This window comes from Photobacterium sp. SP02 (genome assembly GCF_038519165.1).
Taxonomy (GTDB): domain Bacteria; phylum Pseudomonadota; class Gammaproteobacteria; order Enterobacterales; family Vibrionaceae; genus Photobacterium; species Photobacterium halotolerans.
In genome coordinates, this window is record NZ_JASJOJ010000051.1 from 11,512 (window position 1) to 30,047 (window position 18,536).

The 18,536-nt window shown below is 49.6% G+C and carries 20 protein-coding genes; 10 read left to right on the plus strand and 10 right to left on the minus strand.

Annotation, left to right across the window (positions count from 1 at the left end; translation table 11 throughout):
- The first annotated feature begins 46 nt into the window (after positions 1 to 46).
- Positions 47 to 1,393: a DUF2252 family protein gene (locus P0Y67_RS17620; RefSeq protein WP_342392949.1), complete on the plus strand. Its 1,347-nt coding sequence runs from the start codon at positions 47 to 49 to the stop codon at positions 1,391 to 1,393.
- 98 nt (positions 1,394 to 1,491) lie between these two features.
- On the plus strand, positions 1,492 to 2,196 hold the full coding sequence (locus P0Y67_RS17625) for an SDR family NAD(P)-dependent oxidoreductase (RefSeq protein WP_342392950.1): 705 nt from the start codon (positions 1,492 to 1,494) through the stop codon (positions 2,194 to 2,196).
- Here the strand turns inward: P0Y67_RS17625 and P0Y67_RS17630 are convergent.
- From P0Y67_RS17630 to P0Y67_RS17660, 7 genes are all read right to left on the minus strand, one after another.
- Positions 2,183 to 2,335, minus strand: a complete 153-nt coding sequence (locus P0Y67_RS17630; protein ID WP_342392951.1) for a DUF2256 domain-containing protein — start codon at positions 2,333 to 2,335, stop codon at positions 2,183 to 2,185. The two genes, P0Y67_RS17625 and P0Y67_RS17630, sit on opposite strands and share 14 nt — an antisense overlap.
- A 135-nt stretch (positions 2,336 to 2,470) precedes the next feature.
- Positions 2,471 to 3,232, minus strand: coding sequence for a metallophosphoesterase (locus tag P0Y67_RS17635; protein ID WP_342392952.1), 762 nt, complete (start codon positions 3,230 to 3,232; stop codon positions 2,471 to 2,473).
- Positions 3,233 to 3,353: 121 nt separating this feature from the next.
- Positions 3,354 to 3,674, minus strand: a complete 321-nt coding sequence (locus P0Y67_RS17640; RefSeq protein WP_342392953.1) for a DUF7709 family protein — start codon at positions 3,672 to 3,674, stop codon at positions 3,354 to 3,356.
- Between the two features lie 69 nt (positions 3,675 to 3,743).
- Entirely contained in the window at positions 3,744 to 4,274 is a 531-nt protein-coding gene (locus P0Y67_RS17645) for a cytochrome b (RefSeq protein WP_342392954.1), read from the minus strand.
- A 194-nt stretch (positions 4,275 to 4,468) separates the two neighbouring features.
- The gene (locus tag P0Y67_RS17650) at positions 4,469 to 4,726 is read right to left on the minus strand and encodes a putative hemolysin (protein ID WP_342392955.1); all 258 of its coding nucleotides are present in this window, start codon (positions 4,724 to 4,726) and stop codon (positions 4,469 to 4,471) included.
- A 312-nt stretch (positions 4,727 to 5,038) separates the two neighbouring features.
- Positions 5,039 to 5,332, minus strand: coding sequence for a hypothetical protein (locus tag P0Y67_RS17655; RefSeq protein WP_342392956.1), 294 nt, complete (start codon positions 5,330 to 5,332; stop codon positions 5,039 to 5,041).
- A 55-nt stretch (positions 5,333 to 5,387) separates the two neighbouring features.
- Positions 5,388 to 5,747 carry a hypothetical protein gene (locus P0Y67_RS17660; RefSeq protein ID WP_342392957.1) on the minus strand — a complete coding sequence of 120 codons (360 nt, stop codon included), beginning with the start codon at positions 5,745 to 5,747 and terminating at the stop codon, positions 5,388 to 5,390.
- A 197-nt stretch (positions 5,748 to 5,944) separates the two neighbouring features.
- Between P0Y67_RS17660 and P0Y67_RS17665 the strand changes: the two genes are divergently transcribed.
- Positions 5,945 to 6,121, plus strand: coding sequence for a hypothetical protein (locus P0Y67_RS17665; protein ID WP_342392958.1), 177 nt, complete (start codon positions 5,945 to 5,947; stop codon positions 6,119 to 6,121).
- Positions 6,122 to 6,424: 303 nt separating this feature from the next.
- Here P0Y67_RS17665 and P0Y67_RS17670 read toward each other — a convergent pair whose 3' ends face one another.
- The 3 genes from P0Y67_RS17670 to P0Y67_RS17680 are packed head-to-tail and all read right to left on the minus strand — an operon-like array spanning position 6,425 to position 8,984.
- Positions 6,425 to 6,547 carry a DUF2474 domain-containing protein gene (locus P0Y67_RS17670; protein ID WP_342392959.1) on the minus strand — a complete coding sequence of 41 codons (123 nt, stop codon included), beginning with the start codon at positions 6,545 to 6,547 and terminating at the stop codon, positions 6,425 to 6,427.
- Positions 6,548 to 6,568: 21 nt separating this feature from the next.
- Positions 6,569 to 7,576: a cytochrome d ubiquinol oxidase subunit II gene (gene cydB, locus P0Y67_RS17675; protein WP_342392960.1), complete on the minus strand. Its 1,008-nt coding sequence runs from the start codon at positions 7,574 to 7,576 to the stop codon at positions 6,569 to 6,571.
- Between the two features lie 40 nt (positions 7,577 to 7,616).
- Positions 7,617 to 8,984: a cytochrome ubiquinol oxidase subunit I gene (locus P0Y67_RS17680; RefSeq protein ID WP_342392961.1), complete on the minus strand. Its 1,368-nt coding sequence runs from the start codon at positions 8,982 to 8,984 to the stop codon at positions 7,617 to 7,619.
- Positions 8,985 to 9,134: 150 nt separating this feature from the next.
- Between P0Y67_RS17680 and P0Y67_RS17685 the strand changes: the two genes are divergently transcribed.
- The 7 genes from P0Y67_RS17685 (at position 9,135) to P0Y67_RS17715 (ending at position 18,309) form a co-directional block, all read left to right on the plus strand.
- Complete coding sequence (locus P0Y67_RS17685; RefSeq protein WP_342392962.1) at positions 9,135 to 10,556, plus strand: aminotransferase-like domain-containing protein; 1,422 nt, start codon at positions 9,135 to 9,137, stop codon at positions 10,554 to 10,556.
- Positions 10,557 to 10,841: 285 nt separating this feature from the next.
- Positions 10,842 to 13,052, plus strand: coding sequence for a catalase/peroxidase HPI (katG, locus tag P0Y67_RS17690; protein ID WP_342392963.1), 2,211 nt, complete (start codon positions 10,842 to 10,844; stop codon positions 13,050 to 13,052).
- Between the two features lie 289 nt (positions 13,053 to 13,341).
- A complete protein-coding gene (locus tag P0Y67_RS17695; RefSeq protein WP_342392964.1) occupies positions 13,342 to 13,554 on the plus strand; it encodes a hypothetical protein in 213 nt (70 codons plus the stop codon).
- A gap of 325 nt (positions 13,555 to 13,879) precedes the next feature.
- A complete protein-coding gene (gene mobA, locus P0Y67_RS17700; RefSeq protein WP_342392965.1) occupies positions 13,880 to 14,470 on the plus strand; it encodes a molybdenum cofactor guanylyltransferase MobA in 591 nt (196 codons plus the stop codon).
- Positions 14,471 to 14,679: 209 nt separating this feature from the next.
- A complete protein-coding gene (gene fdhD, locus P0Y67_RS17705) occupies positions 14,680 to 15,528 on the plus strand; it encodes a formate dehydrogenase accessory sulfurtransferase FdhD (protein WP_342392966.1) in 849 nt (282 codons plus the stop codon).
- 569 nt (positions 15,529 to 16,097) lie between these two features.
- Entirely contained in the window at positions 16,098 to 16,460 is a 363-nt protein-coding gene (locus P0Y67_RS17710; RefSeq protein ID WP_342392967.1) for an adenosine deaminase, read from the plus strand.
- A gap of 34 nt (positions 16,461 to 16,494) precedes the next feature.
- The gene (locus tag P0Y67_RS17715; RefSeq protein ID WP_342392968.1) at positions 16,495 to 18,309 is read left to right on the plus strand and encodes an Lnb N-terminal periplasmic domain-containing protein; all 1,815 of its coding nucleotides are present in this window, start codon (positions 16,495 to 16,497) and stop codon (positions 18,307 to 18,309) included.
- Positions 18,310 to 18,536: the final 227 nt, after the last annotated feature.

Sequence of the window (18,536 nt, forward strand, 5' to 3'; positions counted from 1 at the left end):
ATCAACAATACTGGTAATGGTATAGCCACCAATCCAGAAGATGCTTATGACAACCCGACGCGAGTTCCTGTGCCAACAAATCCAGCTTATTGACGGCGTAGCCCCCAACGCCGCCATTGCGCTCAACAAACACCAGAAAATGGCCTGGAGCCCGTTCCAGTTCTTCCGCGGCACTGCACAGCTGTTTTATGCCGATCTGGCTCAGGGGGTATTGGTACTGCCCGACTTATTGCTGGCCAAACCCGGCCAGACTTTCATCATGGGTGACTGCCACCTGACGAACTTTGGCTTTCTGACCGAAGAAGGATCACAAGGTGATCAGGTTATCTTCTCTCCTGACGATTTTGATGATGCCTGTGTCGGGTATGGTGTCTGGGATCTGGCCCGCTACCTGACCAGCCTGGCACTGGCCAGCGATTTCGGCTGCGGGTTACTGGAGGGGCGCTATCTCACAGACGAGCTGGCTATCGACGACGATTTAAATGCCGTCAATAAAGACGACATCCATCAAGCCTGTGAAGCATTCCTGTCGGCTTACTTAAAAACATTGCAGCATGTCATTGAAGACAACGATGCCAGATACAATGTCCTGAAAAAATTCGATGATGATCATGTGCTGGATAAATATTGCCGCAAAGCCACTAAGCGAGCTGCTGGCGGGAAAGATTTTCTGAGTAAAAGCCAGCTAGCCAAATCCACCACTTTTGCAGATGGCAGGCTTCGTTTTGCTGACAAGCCGTTAAAATACCTGCGCATTGATGCTACTGAAATTGATGCTGCTGAATATAAGGAGGCGGAGACAACATTCCGGCCGTATCTGGATGATGATGTGCTCGATATAGTGATCCGTCTTGATGCCGGAACTGGCTCGAACAATGTCGGGCGTTATTATTTTCTGGTTGGCCCCAACGACGTCAGAAGTATCGATGACTTGCCCCTGTGCCATATTGTTGAAGTGAAGCAGCAACGCCAGGCTGCCCCCATCTTCGCGTTCCCTGATATCAGTCCCGTCAACTCGCTCAATCCGGCGCATCTGACCGCTGACTGCCAGCGGTTTATGCAGCGTCGGCCTGATCTCTTACTCGATGAGGTTATCTGGCGGGATAAACACTGGCTGGTTCGCTCACGGCACCATGCACGTTTGTCGGTCAAACCCGAAGATCTGGTCTTAAATGACAAAGATCCCTGCACCGCCTTTTGCCAGTATGCCTCCGCCTGTGGCGAGGCATTGGCGCTGGCCCATTCACGCGGCGACAGGCGCTCAGTGCGCTTCGAACAGTTCATGGTCGAAAGCCTGCCCGGTAACGAGGACGCATTAATCACCGCCTGCCAGCAATACAGTGAACAGGTTATTGAGGATTATAAAATCCATTGTGCGTTACTCGAAAAGTAAAGGTTCGTTTCCCTCCCTCAGCGGCCCGCTCTGTCTCTCAAGCAGTCAGGCGAGACATCATCATAAAACGAAAAAACAACAGGAGCAGGAAAGAGGTTATGGAGATATTGATTACAGGCGGAACCGGCGGCATTGGCCATGCGATGGTAGATATACTCAGCCAGCTTGACTCAGTGAACGTCAATGCGCTTTGGCATCTCACCCCGCCACCTGTAAATGCTTGCCGCGTTCAGTGGCACCGTGCTGACATCACTGACGAAAAAGACATCGCCGGGCTAGCCCGCAAGTTGGAACGAGTAGACTGGATCATTAATACGGCGGGTAAATTACACTCGGATAACCTTAAGCCTGAAAAGAACCTGCAACAATTTGAAGCCGCAGCATTTGCAGAGATGATCCGCATCAACACGCTACCGACACTATTACTGGCGAAGCATTTCACCCACGCACTCAAACGCAGCCCTTCTCCACGTCTGGCGGTCTTATCTGCCCGAGTTGGCAGTATCAGTGATAACCGGCTGGGTGGCTGGTACAGCTACCGTTGTGCCAAAGCCGCACTCAATATGGCAGTGAAATCTATCAGTATTGAGTGGCAACGCACGATACCCAAAAGTTGTGTCGTGGCACTCCATCCCGGCACGACGGACACACCACTGTCCAAGCCGTTTCAGCACAATGTGCCTGCGGGGAAACTGTTTCCTCCTCACCGTGTTGCCAATGACCTGATTAAAATCATTGAATCGCTGACACCGGCTCAGACCGGCCAATTTCTGGCTTACGACGGTACTGTTATTGATTGGTAATCTTCTGTTTGTGTTTATTGCGACGACAGCGCTCTGAGCAATATTTCACATCTTGCCAGCAATTTGCCCATTTCTTCCGCCAGGTAAAGGGCCTGTGACAGTGAAGACACATTTTTACAGGTAAACCGTAACCTGCCATAACCTCCTCCCCAACATGCCGGTGCAGCTAAACAGGATTCACTTGCACCTACAGAATATTCCGGCTTAGTTTATTCGACTGTCATGGTGAAAGTGGACTGCGCCTTGGAATCGCTGAGTTGAAAGTTAGTGCATGTTAAATCCACATTAAGCCATCCGTCGATTTTTCCCGCAGGAAAGAATAGGCCTGAAACAGCCCCAGCACTTCACCTCCCCGGCGGTATTTCAGCAACAGACCTCTGTCTCCCATTGACATAGCGCCATCAATATAAACCCGGTTGCCACTGACCTTAGGTTTCAGGCCTGACACTATGTTGTGCCCCATCAGCACCGCATCAATGTGAGAGACGACACTGTGTTCATCATGGGTGAAAACAGACCGGTCCCAAACTAAATAATGTTGTTCTTCTTTGCTCAGAGTGTGCTCGTTACAGCGCTGGGTAAACTGTTGCCAGTCGCAGGGCGAAGGCACTGCGGCGTGCACCAGACCAATTCGGTGGCCGTTGATCTGCAGGGTATAACAAAGTGGTAAGTTTGCCGCGAAATCCAGCATTTTTCTGACATCAGCAAGGGCAACATCTTCATGCCAGCGGCCGCCGTTCATGATCCATAAGGATCTGTCAGCATTATCTTCCATGGCACTGAGCGCCATTTGCTCATGGTTTCCCTGAATGGCATAAATCGCCGGGCAATCCTGCACGGCTTTCAATAACGCCATAGAGTCCGGGCCACGATCTATCATATCGCCCAGAATAAACAGCCGGTCCCGGATTTCACCATCAAGCGGGTAACGAAACCCCACCTCCTTGAGTACATCTTGCAGCAGAGCATACTGTCCGTGCGGATCAGACAGAAAATAAATGTCGTAATGGGGGTCGAGCTGAAGGTATTCGTGCATGGAACCGCCCGGAATCATTGCCTGTTCTTAACTTAAGTTTAGCAAGGGACAATGTTGCCGGGCACAGTGCTTGATCTGTCTTTTCTTCACTATGATGTCAAATCGTTACTTTTTTCGCCTTTTAGCCAGCCAGATATTGCTTGGCTTTTAAACCGACGAAGCGGCGGCCCGGGTTTGCTCCGTTAACCCACTCATCAGGACTAAAGAGATCAAATAATCCGACTTTTATCAATGTAGGGATTGCCAGCTCCAGCTCTTGCTCGATGATTCCCCGCTGACCCGCATTATAAAGCGCAATGTTATGCAGCATGGTCGCGACGGTTCCCGTCTGTACCTTGCTGCCATCTTTGAGTGTCACCGCAGGCAGGTTTTCCCCGTCTGCGACGACTTTCTGATTAATCGATCCGAGCTGCTCTGTGTTTTCCAAAATAGGTGCTGACATCATCTTCTCCGATAGCATTGGGTATCGGAATGATTGTACAACAAAGCAACTGATCTCATAAACAGCCCGTTAACGCCACATGCGCGCCAGTACATCCTCATGGCTTTTACGGATGCGATGCCAGAACGCCATCACAATATGACCAAGAGTAAAGGCCAGCAGCAGCCAGGCCAGCTCTCCGTGCAGCAGATTGCCCAGCCCAACCATCCACTCAATTTTTGCGCTGTCAAACCCGTCCATTAACGGTATTCCGAAAGGTGAAAAGGCACGGCCAGAACCATACTGCCGGATCAGTGCCAGCGCAGGAATGACTATCATCAGTGCATATAAAGCTTTATGGCCCAGAGCAGCGACACGGCTGATTGAGGCCGGACGGCGCGACAGATTAACAACCGCCCACACAAGGCGTAACGCTATGATGATAAGCAGCAAAAAACCCAGTGGCTTATGCGTTGCCCACATCAGTTCATCCAGCCACGAATCTTCAAGCAATGCGTGCGTTGCTGCCGACAAAAACTGCCAAAGCAGTAGCAGTGCCATCCCCCAATGTAAAAACCGACTTATCACACCATAGCGCTGAGCATTATCCAGAACTGACATAACATTATCCTTATTGCTTCCTAATAAGCACTTTAGACGCTGATCTGCAGAAAAATCTCCCGTGAAAGTGGCATATTTACATTTACTTACGTAAACGAGGCAGCTACGTAAACAAGGCTGAAGGGATTAACGGCAGACAGTGAAAAAAGCCACGCTGAAAACGTGGCCCTGCTTTCTGTTTACATACTTTCTGCTTACATGCTTTCTGCTTCTGAAACCTGCGGATGGTTATCACGGAAATATTGCCATTGCTCAACGCGACGGCCGTCAGACAGAATACAATAAGTGACTCGTTTGCCATCTTCAGTCACCATATCCAGCTTCCCGCCCTTCTGAACACAATATACGGCGGCCGGGTTCGCGGATCCCACCGGTTCGCTCGCAGGCTGACTCACACAGCCGAACAGTAAAGTGGCTGCAGCCATTGAAACGAATACATACGCTTTATTCATTCTCATCTCCCAATTAATACGCTTTTGTTATGGCTACCAGTATAAAGACAATAAGCCACGTCATGTCTTGCTCTTGTAAAAAGGCGTGTTAAAACGCTTGTCCGGTAAATACACGCTTCCCCGGCCAAACGTAATCCCCTACATTTACTGGGTGAAAGTATCTTATCACTGTTTACCACAACCAAAAGCAATAAATAAAGCGTAGTGAGAATGAAAAATCCTTGCCTAATAGAGCAAAAATAACCTCAGGTTTGAATGCAAAATTCAGCATTCAGTCAGACTGAAAACCAACACCGGACACATACCGTCTGCTCAACCAATCAAGATGACCAGTGATGCCAAAATAATGAACGACAATAGCAAACCTGCCCACCCCAACCTGACAGTCACATCTTGTGAGAAACGGGTATTCCAGTCAGGAAATAAGATGGCACAGAGCGAAGCGGCAGGCAGCAGTTCACAAATCAAACCGGCGCGCTTGATATGCGGGGGGAAGTCAGCCGAAAAATTAATATAAGCCGTGATATAAACAATCATCACCAGTACAGAAAGTAATGCGTCAAAATAAATAACCTCCTCTTTGTTGAAGTAGAGGTAAAATGTCATCAGACACAGTGCCATTATTATTAATGTCATTATGATCTCTTGCGTTGCTTAGTGATCATGTCGACGCTTTGCGCAATGCTTTCAGCGCTTCACTTTCAAGATCCCGTGCCTTGCCGGACACACCGACCATAAATAAAATGGCAACCATCATGATCACCAGGTTTACCGCGGTCTCTGCCACAAACAACATGCATAAGGTGTTGATGAACCCCACCAACGCAATGACTGTGGTTTGATAAGCGATCGATTTTACCTGCCGGATGGCTTTTTCCTCAGATTCGGCAACGACTGTATCAGACACAAGGGTCACAGATGCCGCTTTGCAGGCTGCAAACTGAAGATTAAGTTCATCATCGCTGACTTTTACACTCGCCGAGTATTGATGACCGTTCTTCATCACAAAGTAAGTATTCATTATCACTCCTGATCGGGTTGGAAAATACACCCACAGGCCGTTCCGCCTGGCTGGATTGCCAATGAATAGGCGGCGATTTCATGAAACATATGTAATATCTGTACGTCAGCGTTTCCGCGCAGATTTCAGATCACTGATTTGCCAAAACGCTATCGAATGTATATACATTGTATATGTGTGTGTCACAGTGAGCCGGCATGGTTAGTCGCAAGAAATCAAAAGCAATGAAGAAAGACAGTCAGTTAATCATCAGAATTAATGGTGAAGAACGTGATGCCTTTGTTGTTTTATGCGAAGAAATGGATACCAGCGCCGCCCGTGAAGTGCGTCGGTTTATCCGTCAGTTTGTGAAAGAAAACGCACAATCTCAGTGACCAGCGGCTTAGCACATGCATGCGGCCAGAATGGCCAGGTTGATAGGTTAGGTGAAAGCTGTTCCTTTCATGTCAGCCATTTTTCCTCAAACGTTGAACCAACCGGAGAATGAAAATGGCAAAAGTGTCTAAAAAAGCAAAAAAACTGAAAAAAGAAATCAAAGTGCGCAAAGCGAAAGTCGCCAAGCACGAAGGTAAACTGAAAAAACTGAAGAAAAAACTGAAAAAATCCTGATTTTTCAGTGAAAAAAATCCGATGACGACGCGTCATCGGATTTTTAGATTATTGGGGTTTTGATTCGCTTAAGCGGTTAAACCCGCCGCTGTCATCAGTGCCCGAAAAAGCCAGGAGATACAGGTTAAAGCTGCCACACTGATACTCCAGATCAGCACCAGCCACCCGTATTGCTTCAAAGTATCCGTCATTCTCTTCACCCTTGCCTCCTGTCAGTGATAGCTTTCCTGCGGGTCCACTTTGCCGCTGAACACGGTATAGCTCCAGAAGGTGTACAGCAGAATGAAGGGAATAATGAACAAAGCGCCCACCAGCATAAACCCTTGACTCTGAGGCGGCGCTGCTGCCTGCCAGATGGACACGTCCGGCGGAATAATATTCGGCCATAAGCTGATTCCAAGCCCGCTGAACCCCAGGAAAATGATGCCAAGCGCAGCCACAAAGGGCTGGATTTCTCGGCGTTTTTTCACCGACATCACCAACAGTGTGGCCAGAAACGCCGTCAGGATCGGTACGGGGGAAAAGTAAATTAAATTCGGCAAACTGAACCATCGCGCAGCAATTTCCGGGTGCGCCAAAGGCGTCCACACGCTGACAACCCCGATGACTGCCAACAGTTGCAACAAAATTTTTGGCGCCAGCTGGTACATAGTCGCTTGCAGTTCTCCTTCTGTTTTCATTGTCAGCCAGGTACATCCCAGTAATGCGTACGCAATGACCAGCCCCAGACCGCAAAACAGCGGAAACGGTGCCAGCCAGTCCAATGCACCACCCGCAAACTGCCTGCCCTCAACCTGAAACCCTTCAATCACTGCACCAACCACAATTCCCTGGCAAAAAGTGGCAACCAGCGATCCCGCCATAAAGGCTTTATCCCAAAAACCCAGATGTGAAGGCAATGCTTTAAAGCGGAACTCAAACGCCACCCCTCTGAAAATCAGTGCTATCAGCATCACAGTTAATGGGATTGTCAGGGCATCAATAATCACCGCATAAGCCAGCGGAAAAGCCCCGAATAAACTGGCTCCTCCCAGTACCAGCCAAGTTTCATTGCCATCCCAGACTGGCGCCACTGAATTGACCATGACATCTTTTTGTTCATCACTTTTGACCAGGGGCATCAAAATACCGATCCCCAGATCAAAGCCATCCATAGTGATATACATCAGCGTGGCAAACACAATGATGCCAAACCACAATACCGATAAATCCACACCCATAGCCGTGTCTCTCCTTGTTAATCATTCAAACATTCATGGATTAAATCCGACCGGAAACTGTCGGCAGATCATGGGCGGTGTCTTCATCATCCGGCTGCGGCCCTTTTTGAATCTGATGGACCATGTAGTAATAACCAAATCCGAATACCAGGCTGTACACCACAAAGAACGTCAGCAGGCTGATACTCATATGCAAGTCGCCATGGGCAGACACTGCGGCATCGGTTCTCAGCAACCCGTGAACCACCCAAGGCTGACGCCCTACTTCCGTGGTGATCCAGCCCGCCAGAATGGCAATCAGTCCGGCTGGCCCCATCCACAGAGAAAACGTCAGGAATCCTTTATGCTGATACAGTCTGTTTCTCTTGCGCAGCCACACACTGACCAGCCCCTGCCCAATCATCAGCAATCCCAAAGCCACCATGATGCGAAATGACCAAAAGATTAACGGCGAGTACGGCCGTTCATCTGCCGGAAAATCCTTTAACGCCGGAATGGGCTCGGTCAGGCTGTGCTTCAGAATCAGGCTCGCCATGGCCGGAATTTCAATCGCATAATCGGTGCGCTCTGTCTCCATGTTCGGCCAGCCGAACAGAATCAGCGGCGTCGGCTCTCCGGTGCTGTTATCCCAGTGTCCTTCAATCGCTGCGATTTTGGCCGGCTGATACTTCAGGGTATTCAGTCCATGCAGATCGCCGATAAATGCTTGAATGGGCGCCACCAAAACCAGCATCCACATCGACATGGAAAACATAGTCCGCACCGCACTGCTTTGATTGCCCTTCAGCAGATGCCATGCCGCAGACGCGCCGACAAACAGGGCACAGCTGAGAAAAGCCGCGACCCCCATATGCATCAACCGATAGGGAAATGACGGGTTAAAGATCACCGCAAACCAGTCAACAGGCACCACTTGTCCGTCGATGATTTCGTGGCCCTGCGGCGTATGCATCCAGCTGTTCGACGCCAGAATCCAGAACGTCGAAATGATGGTGCCGAGCGCCACCATGCAGGTCGCAAAAAAGTGCAGATTATCCCCGACGCGCTTCCAGCCAAAAAGCATGACACCCAGAAACCCGGCTTCCAGAAAAAATGCGGTCAGCACCTCGTAGGTCAGTAACGGCCCGGTAATGCTGCCGGCAAACTCAGAAAAACCACTCCAGTTTGTGCCAAACTGGTAAGCCATTACTAACCCGGAAACCACACCCATACCGAAGTTCACGGCAAAAATTTTTGACCAGAAGTGGTACAGCGTTTTGTAATCTTCTTGACGGGTTTTCAACCAGAGACCTTCCAGAACCGCCAGATAGCTTGCCAATCCTATGGTGATGGCCGGGAAAATGATGTGAAAAGAGACAGTAAATGCGAACTGTATTCGCGCGAGCATGAAAGCATCGAGTCCAAACATAAGCTTCCTATTGAGTCATTGAAAAGCACGCTTATATTGAAAGAACCCGACTGAAAAAAAAGATACAGAACCAGACTTAAAACCTATAACAGTTTTATTAAAAAATTGTTATATTTTCAGTAAATTCAGCCACGGGATCTGAGGCTAAGATTGGCGAAGTATGAACAGTTGGCGTCTCAAATCCGCCATCAAATTGAATCGGGTATCTGGCGTGCCGGTGAAAAAATGCCATCACTCAGAAAGCAGGCCGCGCACTCTGGCATGAGTCTGATGACCGTCATGCATGCTTATCAGCAACTGGAATCACAGGGCTGGCTGGTTGCGCACCCCCGCTCCGGTTATACGGTGGCCGAAAGCATCCGGATCAGCCCCCTGCCTTACAACGCTGCAGTCGAAACGGCCGAGGCTGTCGACATCAACAGTTTCATTTTCGATGTCCTGCAAGCCTGCAGAAAGCCGTATATGATCAACTTTGCGTTTGCCTACCCGGACCCCAACCTGTATCCACGGTATCAGGTGAATAAATCCCTGATGCATGCCGCCCGCAGCATACCGGTTTCCAATGCACTGGATAACCTGCCGCCGGGCAATGACACGCTGCGCGCCATGATTGCCCAGCGCTACGCCGCTAAAGGCATCAGTATCGCCCCCGATGAAATCGTGATTACCGCAGGTGCTCTCGAGGCCCTGAACCTGAGCCTGCAGGCAGTAACCCGCCCCGGCGATTGGGTGGTAGTGGAATCCCCGACATTTTACGGTGCGCTTCAGTCGCTGGAACGTCTCGGGCTGAAAGCGCTGTCGGTGAGAACGGATCCCCAAACCGGCATTGATCTAACGTCGCTGGAACGCGCGTTTCAGTCACATCCGGTCAAAGCCTGCTGGCTGATGACCAATCACCAGAACCCACTCGGGTTCACGCTGACAGAGCAAAAAAAGCGGCAGTTAATATCGCTGCTGAACAACTATCAGGTTGCGCTCATCGAAGATGATGTCTATAGCGAACTCTACGCAGGCAATGAACAACCACTTCCGGCCAAAGCCTTTGATACCAGCGGGAATGTGATGCTGTGTTCATCCTTTTCCAAATCATTGGTTGCCGGCTTCAGAATCGGCTGGGTGGCCGCCGGAAAACGGGCCACAGACATTCAAAAGCTTCAACTGATGAGTACCCTGACCACCAGCGTACCCATTCAGCTCGCACTGGTTGATTACCTCAGTACCCGGAACTACGAGCACCACCTGAGGCAGCTGAGGCGAACCTTAGACAAACGTAAAAAGGCGATGTGCAGGCTGCTGACACAAACGCTTTCCCCTGACGTCGAAATCGAGCCTGCGGAAGGCAGTTATTTCGTTTGGCTGCGATTACCTGTCACCTCAGATACGATGGCAATTTACACCCAGGCACTGGCAGAAAACATTACGATTGCACCGGGCAAGATGTTTTCGCCCGGCAAGCAATTTAACCATTGCCTGAGGCTGAATACTTCTTTTGAGCTGGATGAAAGTCACACAGATGCCATTCGACGTCTGGCAGAAATCATTAATCAACATCTGGAACAACAACATAAATAGCTTGATGGCTTTGCTGCCTGCTCTGGTTATCTGGCGCGTCGATAAACATACGACAGCGTCAGGTTACCGGGAAATATTCCACCACTCATATTCTTAGGTAAATAACAGCACGGATTTCCCGCGCCAGCGCTCGGCCCCCCTCACTTGGCACCATCCTCTGCTCTCTATTGAAAAAACCGATTGTTGTCATTGATAAAAACGTCTTTATCCGATTGCCAGTCGGTCTATATTCAAGTGTGTAACTGAGATACACCACACCCTACACTAATTCTCAAGGAGCAATGTATGAGCAACGGCAAAGGTACCACTACGGGTGGATGCCCAGTAATGCATGGCAGCAATACCAACCTTCGCGGCGCGGGAACAAGGAATGAAGATTGGTGGCCGAATCAGTTGAACCTCAAAATCCTCCATCAGAACGATAAAAAGTCAAACCCTCTGGGTGAAGGCTTCAACTATGCAGAAGAATTCAAAAAACTCGACCTGAAAGCCGTTAAGCAAGATATTGAGAACGTGTTGACCGACTCGCAAGACTGGTGGCCGGCAGACTACGGTCACTATGGCCCGCTCATGATACGTATGGCCTGGCACGCAGCAGGCACCTATCGTACCGGCGACGGCCGTGGCGGTGCATCAACCGGTAATCAGCGTTTCGCGCCATTGAACAGCTGGCCGGATAACGGCAACCTGGATAAAGCCCGCCGCTTGCTGTGGCCGGTGAAACAAAAATACGGCAATAAACTCTCCTGGGCCGATCTCTTTATTCTTACCGGCAACGTTGCCCTTGAATCCATGGGGTTCAAAACCTTTGGCTTTGGTGGCGGACGGGCCGATATCTGGGAGCCGGAGGAAGATATTTACTGGGGCGCTGAAGATGTCTGGCTGGATAACAAGCGTTATAGCGGCGAGCGTGATTTAGAAAACCCGCTGGCCGCGGTGCAAATGGGCCTGATTTACGTGAACCCGGAAGGACCGGACGGTAACCCTGACCCGTTGGGATCCGGCCGCGATGTGCGTGAAACCTTCGCCCGTATGGCGATGAACGATTATGAAACCGTCGCGCTGACAGCCGGTGGACACACCTTTGGTAAATGCCATGGTGCCGGTGATGCGGCGCTGGTTGGCCCTGATCCGGAAGCCGCGCCCATCGAGCAAATGGGCCTCGGCTGGAAAAATGCCCACGGAAAAGGTAAAGGTCGCGATTCAATAACCAGTGGACTGGAAGGAGCCTGGACGCCGACCCCGACCAAATGGGACAACACCTATTTCGAGATGCTGCTGGGTAATGAGTGGGAGCTGACCAAGAGCCCGGCCGGTGCCAACCAATGGAAAGTGAAAAACGTCACAGATAAAAACCAGGCACCCGATCCGGAAGATGCTTCACAACGCGTCAATATCATGATGACAACAGCGGATATGTCGATGCGCGAAGATCCTGAATATCGCAAGATTTCAGAACACTTCCGTGCCAATCCTGAGGAATTTGCTGATGCCTTTGCCCGGGCCTGGTTCAAACTGACTCACCGCGATATGGGCCCTAAAGCGCGCTATCTGGGCCCTGAAGTGCCCGCCGAAGATCTGATCTGGCAAGACCCGGTACCCGCCGTCGATCATGATCTTATCAACGACAGTGATATTGCCGCACTGAAGCAAACCATACTCAACTCTGGCTTGAGTGTGACAGAACTGGTTTACACCGCCTGGTCGTCAGCCGCCACATTCCGCGGCTCTGACTGCCGTGGTGGCGCAAATGGTGCCCGTATTCGTCTGTCACCGCAAAACGGCTGGGAAGTGAACCAACCCGGACAACTGAAGAAAGTCCTGAGCACCTTTGAAGGGATTCAAAAAGACTTCAACTCAGCACAATCAAGCAACAAGGCCGTGTCACTGGCTGATCTGATTGTTCTTGGTGGCGCTGCAGCTGTTGAGAAAGCCGCAAAAGACGCAGGTTTCAGCGTGAATGTGCCCTTCTCACCAGGCCGTACCGATGCCACCGATGATCAGACGGATGCAGAATCGTTCGATGTGCTCGAGCCAGTCGCTGATGGTTTCCGTAACTACATGAAAACCAAATACACAGTTTCGGCCGAAGAAATGCTGCTGGACCGTGCCCAGCTGCTCACCCTGACGGCACCGGAAATGACAGTGCTGCTCGGGGGTATGCGTGCACTGAATGCCAACTTCGGTGGTTCGAAACACGGTGTATTCACCGACAAACCGGGCGTGCTGACAAACGACTTCTTTGTCAATCTGCTGGATATGAACACCGAATGGCAACCGACCTCAGACGCCGCCGATGAGTTCGAAGGCCGCGACCGGAAAACAGGTCAGGTGAAATGGACGGCAACCCGTGTCGATCTGGTGTTTGGTGCCAACTCGCAACTGCGTGCCATTTCGGAAGTGTATGGCGGCAGCGATGGCAAAGAGAAGTTCGTTAACGACTTCGTCAGCGCCTGGACTAAAGTCATGAACGCCGATCGATTTGATCTGAAATAAACCTGAACCTCCCCTTCCCGAATCTGGGAGGGGGAGCTTAACGCTTCAAAGACTTAACATCATCCTCAGGTAAACGACTTCTCATTTTCCATACATTGCCTCAGTCACTCGCCGGTAAGTGAGCACCAACAAGCAATCCCTCCCCGACTCTCGCTGTTGAGCAGAAAGTCAGAAATCCAACGGAACCTGTCATATACTTCAGAGAATAAAACTTAAAAACCTCAAGCTGACTATAGGGTTAATGCTTTGACGCATGCGTTTTCTGTGATTTACACGATAGAAGAGGCTGATGATGATTGTTGGATATGCGAAATTTTCTAAACGACACCCTTACTTTCATATATTTCTCATTTCATCACTCACGCTGATCTTTTTAATTTCCGCTTTTATACTGATTGAATATGAAACCATTGAACTGGCTGGGGTGATTATTTTAATTGGCAGTACCTTGCCCTTTTTTGCCAAAGCGTCTAAATACAAACAGCAATATTTATCTGATTAACCAAAATGACTTATACATTCATTCACCGGGCTCTGTAGCTGAGAGCCCGTGCAGAAAGTCGATCTGCTGACAGCCACTCTGTAATCGCTAATGATAGACATCTTTCAACTGCCCCTTGCTACGGCAAACAGGGTAACCCTCACATGAATACGTACTACACTGATAAGCAGCCTCTCGTGACACCTCAGTAAAACGGGCTGCCAGTCATTGAGGACGGCAGCCCGCCTGATAAACCCTGTCTATCAGTTCATCAGTCTCCTTTATTGGACTGGCACGCAAAAACAGTATATTTTTTAGGGGTATATTTTACCTGGCTGTTATCGCGATGAAACCGACTTCCCTTTGCTTTTCCGTTCTCCTTCTTGCCGGCGGGCAGGGTTCCCGAATGGGAGGCAAAGACAAGGGGCTGGTTCCCTTTCGCGGCAGGCCGTTAATTGCCAGCCTGTTTGACGTTGTCAGGCCGCTGACAGATGACCTGCTGATCTCCTGCAACCGCAATACCGAGCAGTACGCCACATACTGTGACCATATACTGACCGACGATGTCAGCGGCTTTCCCGGCCCATTAACCGGCATTCTGAAAGGACTGACTGCGGCAAAACACGACTGGCTGCTGCTGTTTCCCTGCGATGCGCCCATGATAGACCAGTCCCTCGTCAGTCAGATGCTGGATGCCGCCTCGGCCAATACACCGCGGCCCGTCATGGTGCGGCAGGGCCAGCAGTGGCAGCCCATGTTCAGCCTGATCCCCAAACATCTGCTCCCCGTATTGCAACAGGCCTGGCAATCGGGCGAGCGCAGCCTGATGGCGATCCTGACCCGCCATGATGTCGTGGCAGTAGACTGCGCGCTGAACGATCCCCGACTGCAAAACATCAATACCCCACAACAATTACTCGATTTACACCATTATTGATAGATACCGTTTTTATTTCAGACAGACGCAGTTTCCCAAATAACACCAACCTAAGGGTGTGACTTATAACGCAACCAGAGCCAGACGGCACAAACAATAACAGGCAAGAGACAGGCCTTATCAGTCCATCAAAACAAGCCATTGGACTTCCGACGGACTGTTGAGTAGCCTGTCTGTATCAGGGTTTAAAACCGACGTCAGGCAATAAGATGAATGAAATTGATAACAAACAATCTGAAATCGCAGATGTGAATGCGGCACCGCCTGCGCCTGATACATTCCGTTATGTTGAGTTGCACGATGACATTGCGCCAGACAACCCAATCACACACAGTGCCGTGTTAGCCAGCGAAACTGCGCTGTCTATCAGTTACAACGGTATCAGTCAGGCCGTGATGATGTTGACACCGGGCAATATTGAAGATTTCGTCAAAGGCTTCAGCCTGAGTAACGATATTGTTCGCTCGGTGAGCGAAATCTACGACATCACCCTCACTGCTGGCTGCGATTCCCACCATGCCGAAGTCAAGATTTCAAACCGCGCTTTCTGGTCACTGAAAAATCACCGCCGCCAGCTGGCAGGCACCAGCGGCTGTGGCATTTGTGGTGTGGAAGCCATTGAACAGGCACTTCCGCCCTTAACGCCGCTGACGCCGGTTCCGCCCCCCCAAGCCAGCCTGCTGCGCAATTTACGTGCGCGCATCAGTGATGCACAGACAGTGGCCCGCAGCAGCGGTGCCCTGCACGCAGCGCTCTATGTCGACGGCGGGGGGAATATTCAGCTGTGCCGGGAAGATATCGGCCGCCACAACGCGCTGGACAAACTGATCGGTGCCATGACGACCGCCCGCATCGACCCGCAATCCGGCTTCGCCGTGATGACCAGCCGCTGCAGCCTGGAGCTGATTCAGAAAGCCGTCCGCGCCAAAATCAGCACGCTGGTCACCTTATCGGCTCCCACCGCCATGACAGTGCGCTGGGCACGGCACAATCACCTGAATTTAATCCATGTGCCGCACCGCAGTGCGCCGAGGTTGTATAGTGGTAAAGGCATTTAAGTCATCAGCGCAATTATGCTCTCTTACAGAGAGACATCAGCCATGCCGGGAAGCTAGTCCTTTACCTCATAAGTTTTCCGCCATACTCTCACTTGTTACACTTGCGATGCGTCGCCGTAAAAAGTGAAGGCATATTTTTCGCAGCTTCGTTGGGCACGATGAACTCAATCTGAAGCCCGTTTGACAGGCATGAGAAAAGCCGTCTTTATCAATGGTCAGTAAAGCGCCTTCTTCACTCAGCCCTGTGATTTTCACCGGCTTACTCTGCTCAGTCCGCTTGCAATGAAACCAAAAGCCGTACTCTGACATAAAATCAAAGATATTCTTTATTCAAATAATAAAATACCCTAAAGGCAAATACAGACTCTAAAGAGTAACGTGAAACTTAGGATGACATAAAAACACATTTGAATATTGTATTTTTGCAATAAATAGATTTAATTTTAATTAAAAAAACAACACAACCATTTAACAAAATAAAAAAACAACTCCATGTCAGAGTATTGTCAAATACAAAATTGAATGTATAATCATCGCGCTTATTATCATTATTATCTATTGGATATATCATGCAAGTATTGAAAACCCTAGTTGTTGCAGGTGCGGCACTGACTGCTGTTGGTTGTTCAACAATTCTGACTGACGAAAATCAGCGCATTAATGTTGTTTCTTCTTCTGGTAAGAAATTCACCGTGGAAGTTGATGGCATCGAGCAAACTGCGCCGGGCATTATTACAGTGAAGAAAGAAAACAAAAACAAAACGCTGAAAGTAACTTCAGAAGAATGTGAGCAGCAAATCGCACTGAACAAAGAAGTTGAGCCCACTTTCTTTGTGAACATCCTGTCTGGTGGTGCATTCGGTTCAACAACCGACTTCGCTTCTGAAAAGATGTGGCGTTATCAGGATACCCTGCAAATCAACTGTAACTAAGTTTCAGCTAACCATGCAGTTTGATAAACAACTGATGTTGAGAAGCCTTTTCGGGGCTTCTTTTTTTTGTGTCTCGGGCATCCAGCCTGCCATGGCGGTAACTATGGTGCCTTCTGCCGCTGTAAGCGATGACGCCTTTGCCATAGCCCAGTTCGCTACACTGCTTCACGTGAGTGATCATTCACTCAATATAGACGACGCCAGTTTTTATTTCTCGTCCCAGCCAACCAATATTCAGGCAGAAATTAAAGCCAATTTAGCGCAACTAACAAACCCTGCAAAGGCTCAGGACTACACCTGCCGTTTTCCGGCCAGAGCACAATGGCTGTCTGAATACAGCCCTCAGGTCGCCCCACTTGATTTTTCCCGCTGCCCTGAGCTACAGGAATTTTTAGATGCGGTGTCTGCAAAGACAATCAGTCTTGCCTATGCCTCAGAAAACCTGATGAGTCCCAGCAGCTTCATGGGCCATACTTTTATCAAGCTCAGTGAGAATGAAACAGATCCAGGCCATGCTGTCTCATTTTTTACGGAAGTAGATGGGTTCAATTTACCCAAAATCATGTTCGATTCTCTGGTCGTAGGGAAAGAAGGCTATTTTATTGTTTCACCCTACCAGGAAAGCCTGAATTTTTATAAAGACATCGAAGGCAGAAATGTATTTGAATACCAGCTGGATATTTCAGTAAAAAATAAAAAACTCATTCAACTACATTTGTGGGAGTTAAAAGACACCCGAGTTGATTATTTTTTCCACAACCAAAATTGTGCATCCATTACGCTGAATTTACTGGCGATTGCCAACCCGGAACTAATGAAACACCGCCGCGACTGGCTCAGTCCGCTGGATGTAATACAACTGGCGAGCCAGCATCACATGATTCAGCAAACCAGTATTACGCCTTCAACCGGCTGGAAGTTGCGTGCATATGGCGCCAATCAGCAAGATTCAACCAAGCAGTTGCTGCTGGATCAACTCAGTACAGGCGATTTACAAACCCGCTTCAGCGGCACAGACATTCCCGTCGAAGAGCAATTCCTTACCTGGGAATTCGCTCAGGCTATGAATCAATATTTGCTGGACAATGAGAATATCACTCCTGAATCTTATACTGAAAACAACAGGAGACTGGCTGCCTATGAGGCACAGTTTGCGTCCTACGCGGTCGACTTGAGTAATTTCAAGAATCCGATCAAGCGGAATAAAGATGCCCAATGGCAGGTCGGAACACGCTGGTCGCCGGAAGGCGTTCCGGAATTAACAGGGACTTGGCTACCCGCCTCACATACCCTGATGGACGATAACCGTAATGCGTTCAGTGAATCATCGCTGGAGCTGCTCAAGATATCCGTTAGTGCAAGTCAACGGGAGCTTAATCTGGACAACTTCACCTTATATGGCATACACAGTTACCTGCCATATGATCCTCTGTTTGGCGGCCTGTCTGGTCATTTTTCCGTTCAATGGGATCGGGGGACTGATTTTACCGAACGGGATAATAAGCGCTTTTTTATCGCAGGCGGATTAGGACTGAGCCACCAGGTAAACAGTGCGGTTAATATTTTTACGACTTTCGGTACTGAGCTATCGATGAATACCGAAAAGGCATGGGGAGCATTCGCTATTGACATGGGCCTGTTCAGCTACTTCCGCCACGATATAAAAATGGCGCTGTCGGCGAACACCGTCTGGAACCAATATGCGAACAGTGACTTCAAATATAAAGGCTCTGTCACGATGACGTATCTTGGCCTTGAAAACAGTGCTGTTGATCTTGGCGTTCAATATGCTGACATGGCGGGTCTGAGCGAAGGTCAGTTAAATGTGGTCTATCGCCACTTCTACTAGCAGTGACCTAGTCACTTATCCGCCCAACTGCCATGACTGTGCAAGCCACAATAACCTGAATTTAATCCATGTGCCGCACCGCAGTACTCCCGTTTGGGTTCAGTGTATATTTCAGCTGAGTTTGATTGTATGTCGCGCTTAAGTCCGGTGGTTTACTTGGCATGAATTGATGCGCGCCAGACACTCTTTGCTGGCTCAAAGAGTGCCCAGAAAAGCCGACTTGTTCG

Bases quoted from the DNA above. Each gene is read 5' to 3' on its own strand.
- P0Y67_RS17620 (WP_342392949.1), top strand. From the start codon at position 47: ATGACAACCCGACGCGAGTTCCTGTGCCAACAAATCCAGCTTATTGAC.
- P0Y67_RS17625 (WP_342392950.1), top strand. From the start codon at position 1,492: ATGGAGATATTGATTACAGGCGGAACCGGCGGCATTGGCCATGCGATG.
- P0Y67_RS17630 (WP_342392951.1), bottom strand. From the start codon at position 2,335: ATGGCAGGTTACGGTTTACCTGTAAAAATGTGTCTTCACTGTCACAGG.
- P0Y67_RS17635 (WP_342392952.1), bottom strand. From the start codon at position 3,232: ATGCACGAATACCTTCAGCTCGACCCCCATTACGACATTTATTTTCTG.
- P0Y67_RS17640 (WP_342392953.1), bottom strand. From the start codon at position 3,674: ATGTCAGCACCTATTTTGGAAAACACAGAGCAGCTCGGATCGATTAAT.
- P0Y67_RS17645 (WP_342392954.1), bottom strand. From the start codon at position 4,274: ATGTCAGTTCTGGATAATGCTCAGCGCTATGGTGTGATAAGTCGGTTT.
- P0Y67_RS17650 (WP_342392955.1), bottom strand. From the start codon at position 4,726: ATGAATAAAGCGTATGTATTCGTTTCAATGGCTGCAGCCACTTTACTG.
- P0Y67_RS17655 (WP_342392956.1), bottom strand. From the start codon at position 5,332: ATGACATTTTACCTCTACTTCAACAAAGAGGAGGTTATTTATTTTGAC.
- P0Y67_RS17660 (WP_342392957.1), bottom strand. From the start codon at position 5,747: ATGAATACTTACTTTGTGATGAAGAACGGTCATCAATACTCGGCGAGT.
- P0Y67_RS17665 (WP_342392958.1), top strand. From the start codon at position 5,945: ATGGTTAGTCGCAAGAAATCAAAAGCAATGAAGAAAGACAGTCAGTTA.
- P0Y67_RS17670 (WP_342392959.1), bottom strand. From the start codon at position 6,547: ATGACGGATACTTTGAAGCAATACGGGTGGCTGGTGCTGATCTGGAGT.
- cydB (WP_342392960.1), bottom strand. From the start codon at position 7,576: ATGGGTGTGGATTTATCGGTATTGTGGTTTGGCATCATTGTGTTTGCC.
- P0Y67_RS17680 (WP_342392961.1), bottom strand. From the start codon at position 8,984: ATGTTTGGACTCGATGCTTTCATGCTCGCGCGAATACAGTTCGCATTT.
- katG (WP_342392963.1), top strand. From the start codon at position 10,842: ATGAGCAACGGCAAAGGTACCACTACGGGTGGATGCCCAGTAATGCAT.
- P0Y67_RS17695 (WP_342392964.1), top strand. From the start codon at position 13,342: ATGATGATTGTTGGATATGCGAAATTTTCTAAACGACACCCTTACTTT.
- mobA (WP_342392965.1), top strand. From the start codon at position 13,880: ATGAAACCGACTTCCCTTTGCTTTTCCGTTCTCCTTCTTGCCGGCGGG.
- fdhD (WP_342392966.1), top strand. From the start codon at position 14,680: ATGAATGAAATTGATAACAAACAATCTGAAATCGCAGATGTGAATGCG.
- P0Y67_RS17710 (WP_342392967.1), top strand. From the start codon at position 16,098: ATGCAAGTATTGAAAACCCTAGTTGTTGCAGGTGCGGCACTGACTGCT.
- P0Y67_RS17715 (WP_342392968.1), top strand. From the start codon at position 16,495: ATGTTGAGAAGCCTTTTCGGGGCTTCTTTTTTTTGTGTCTCGGGCATC.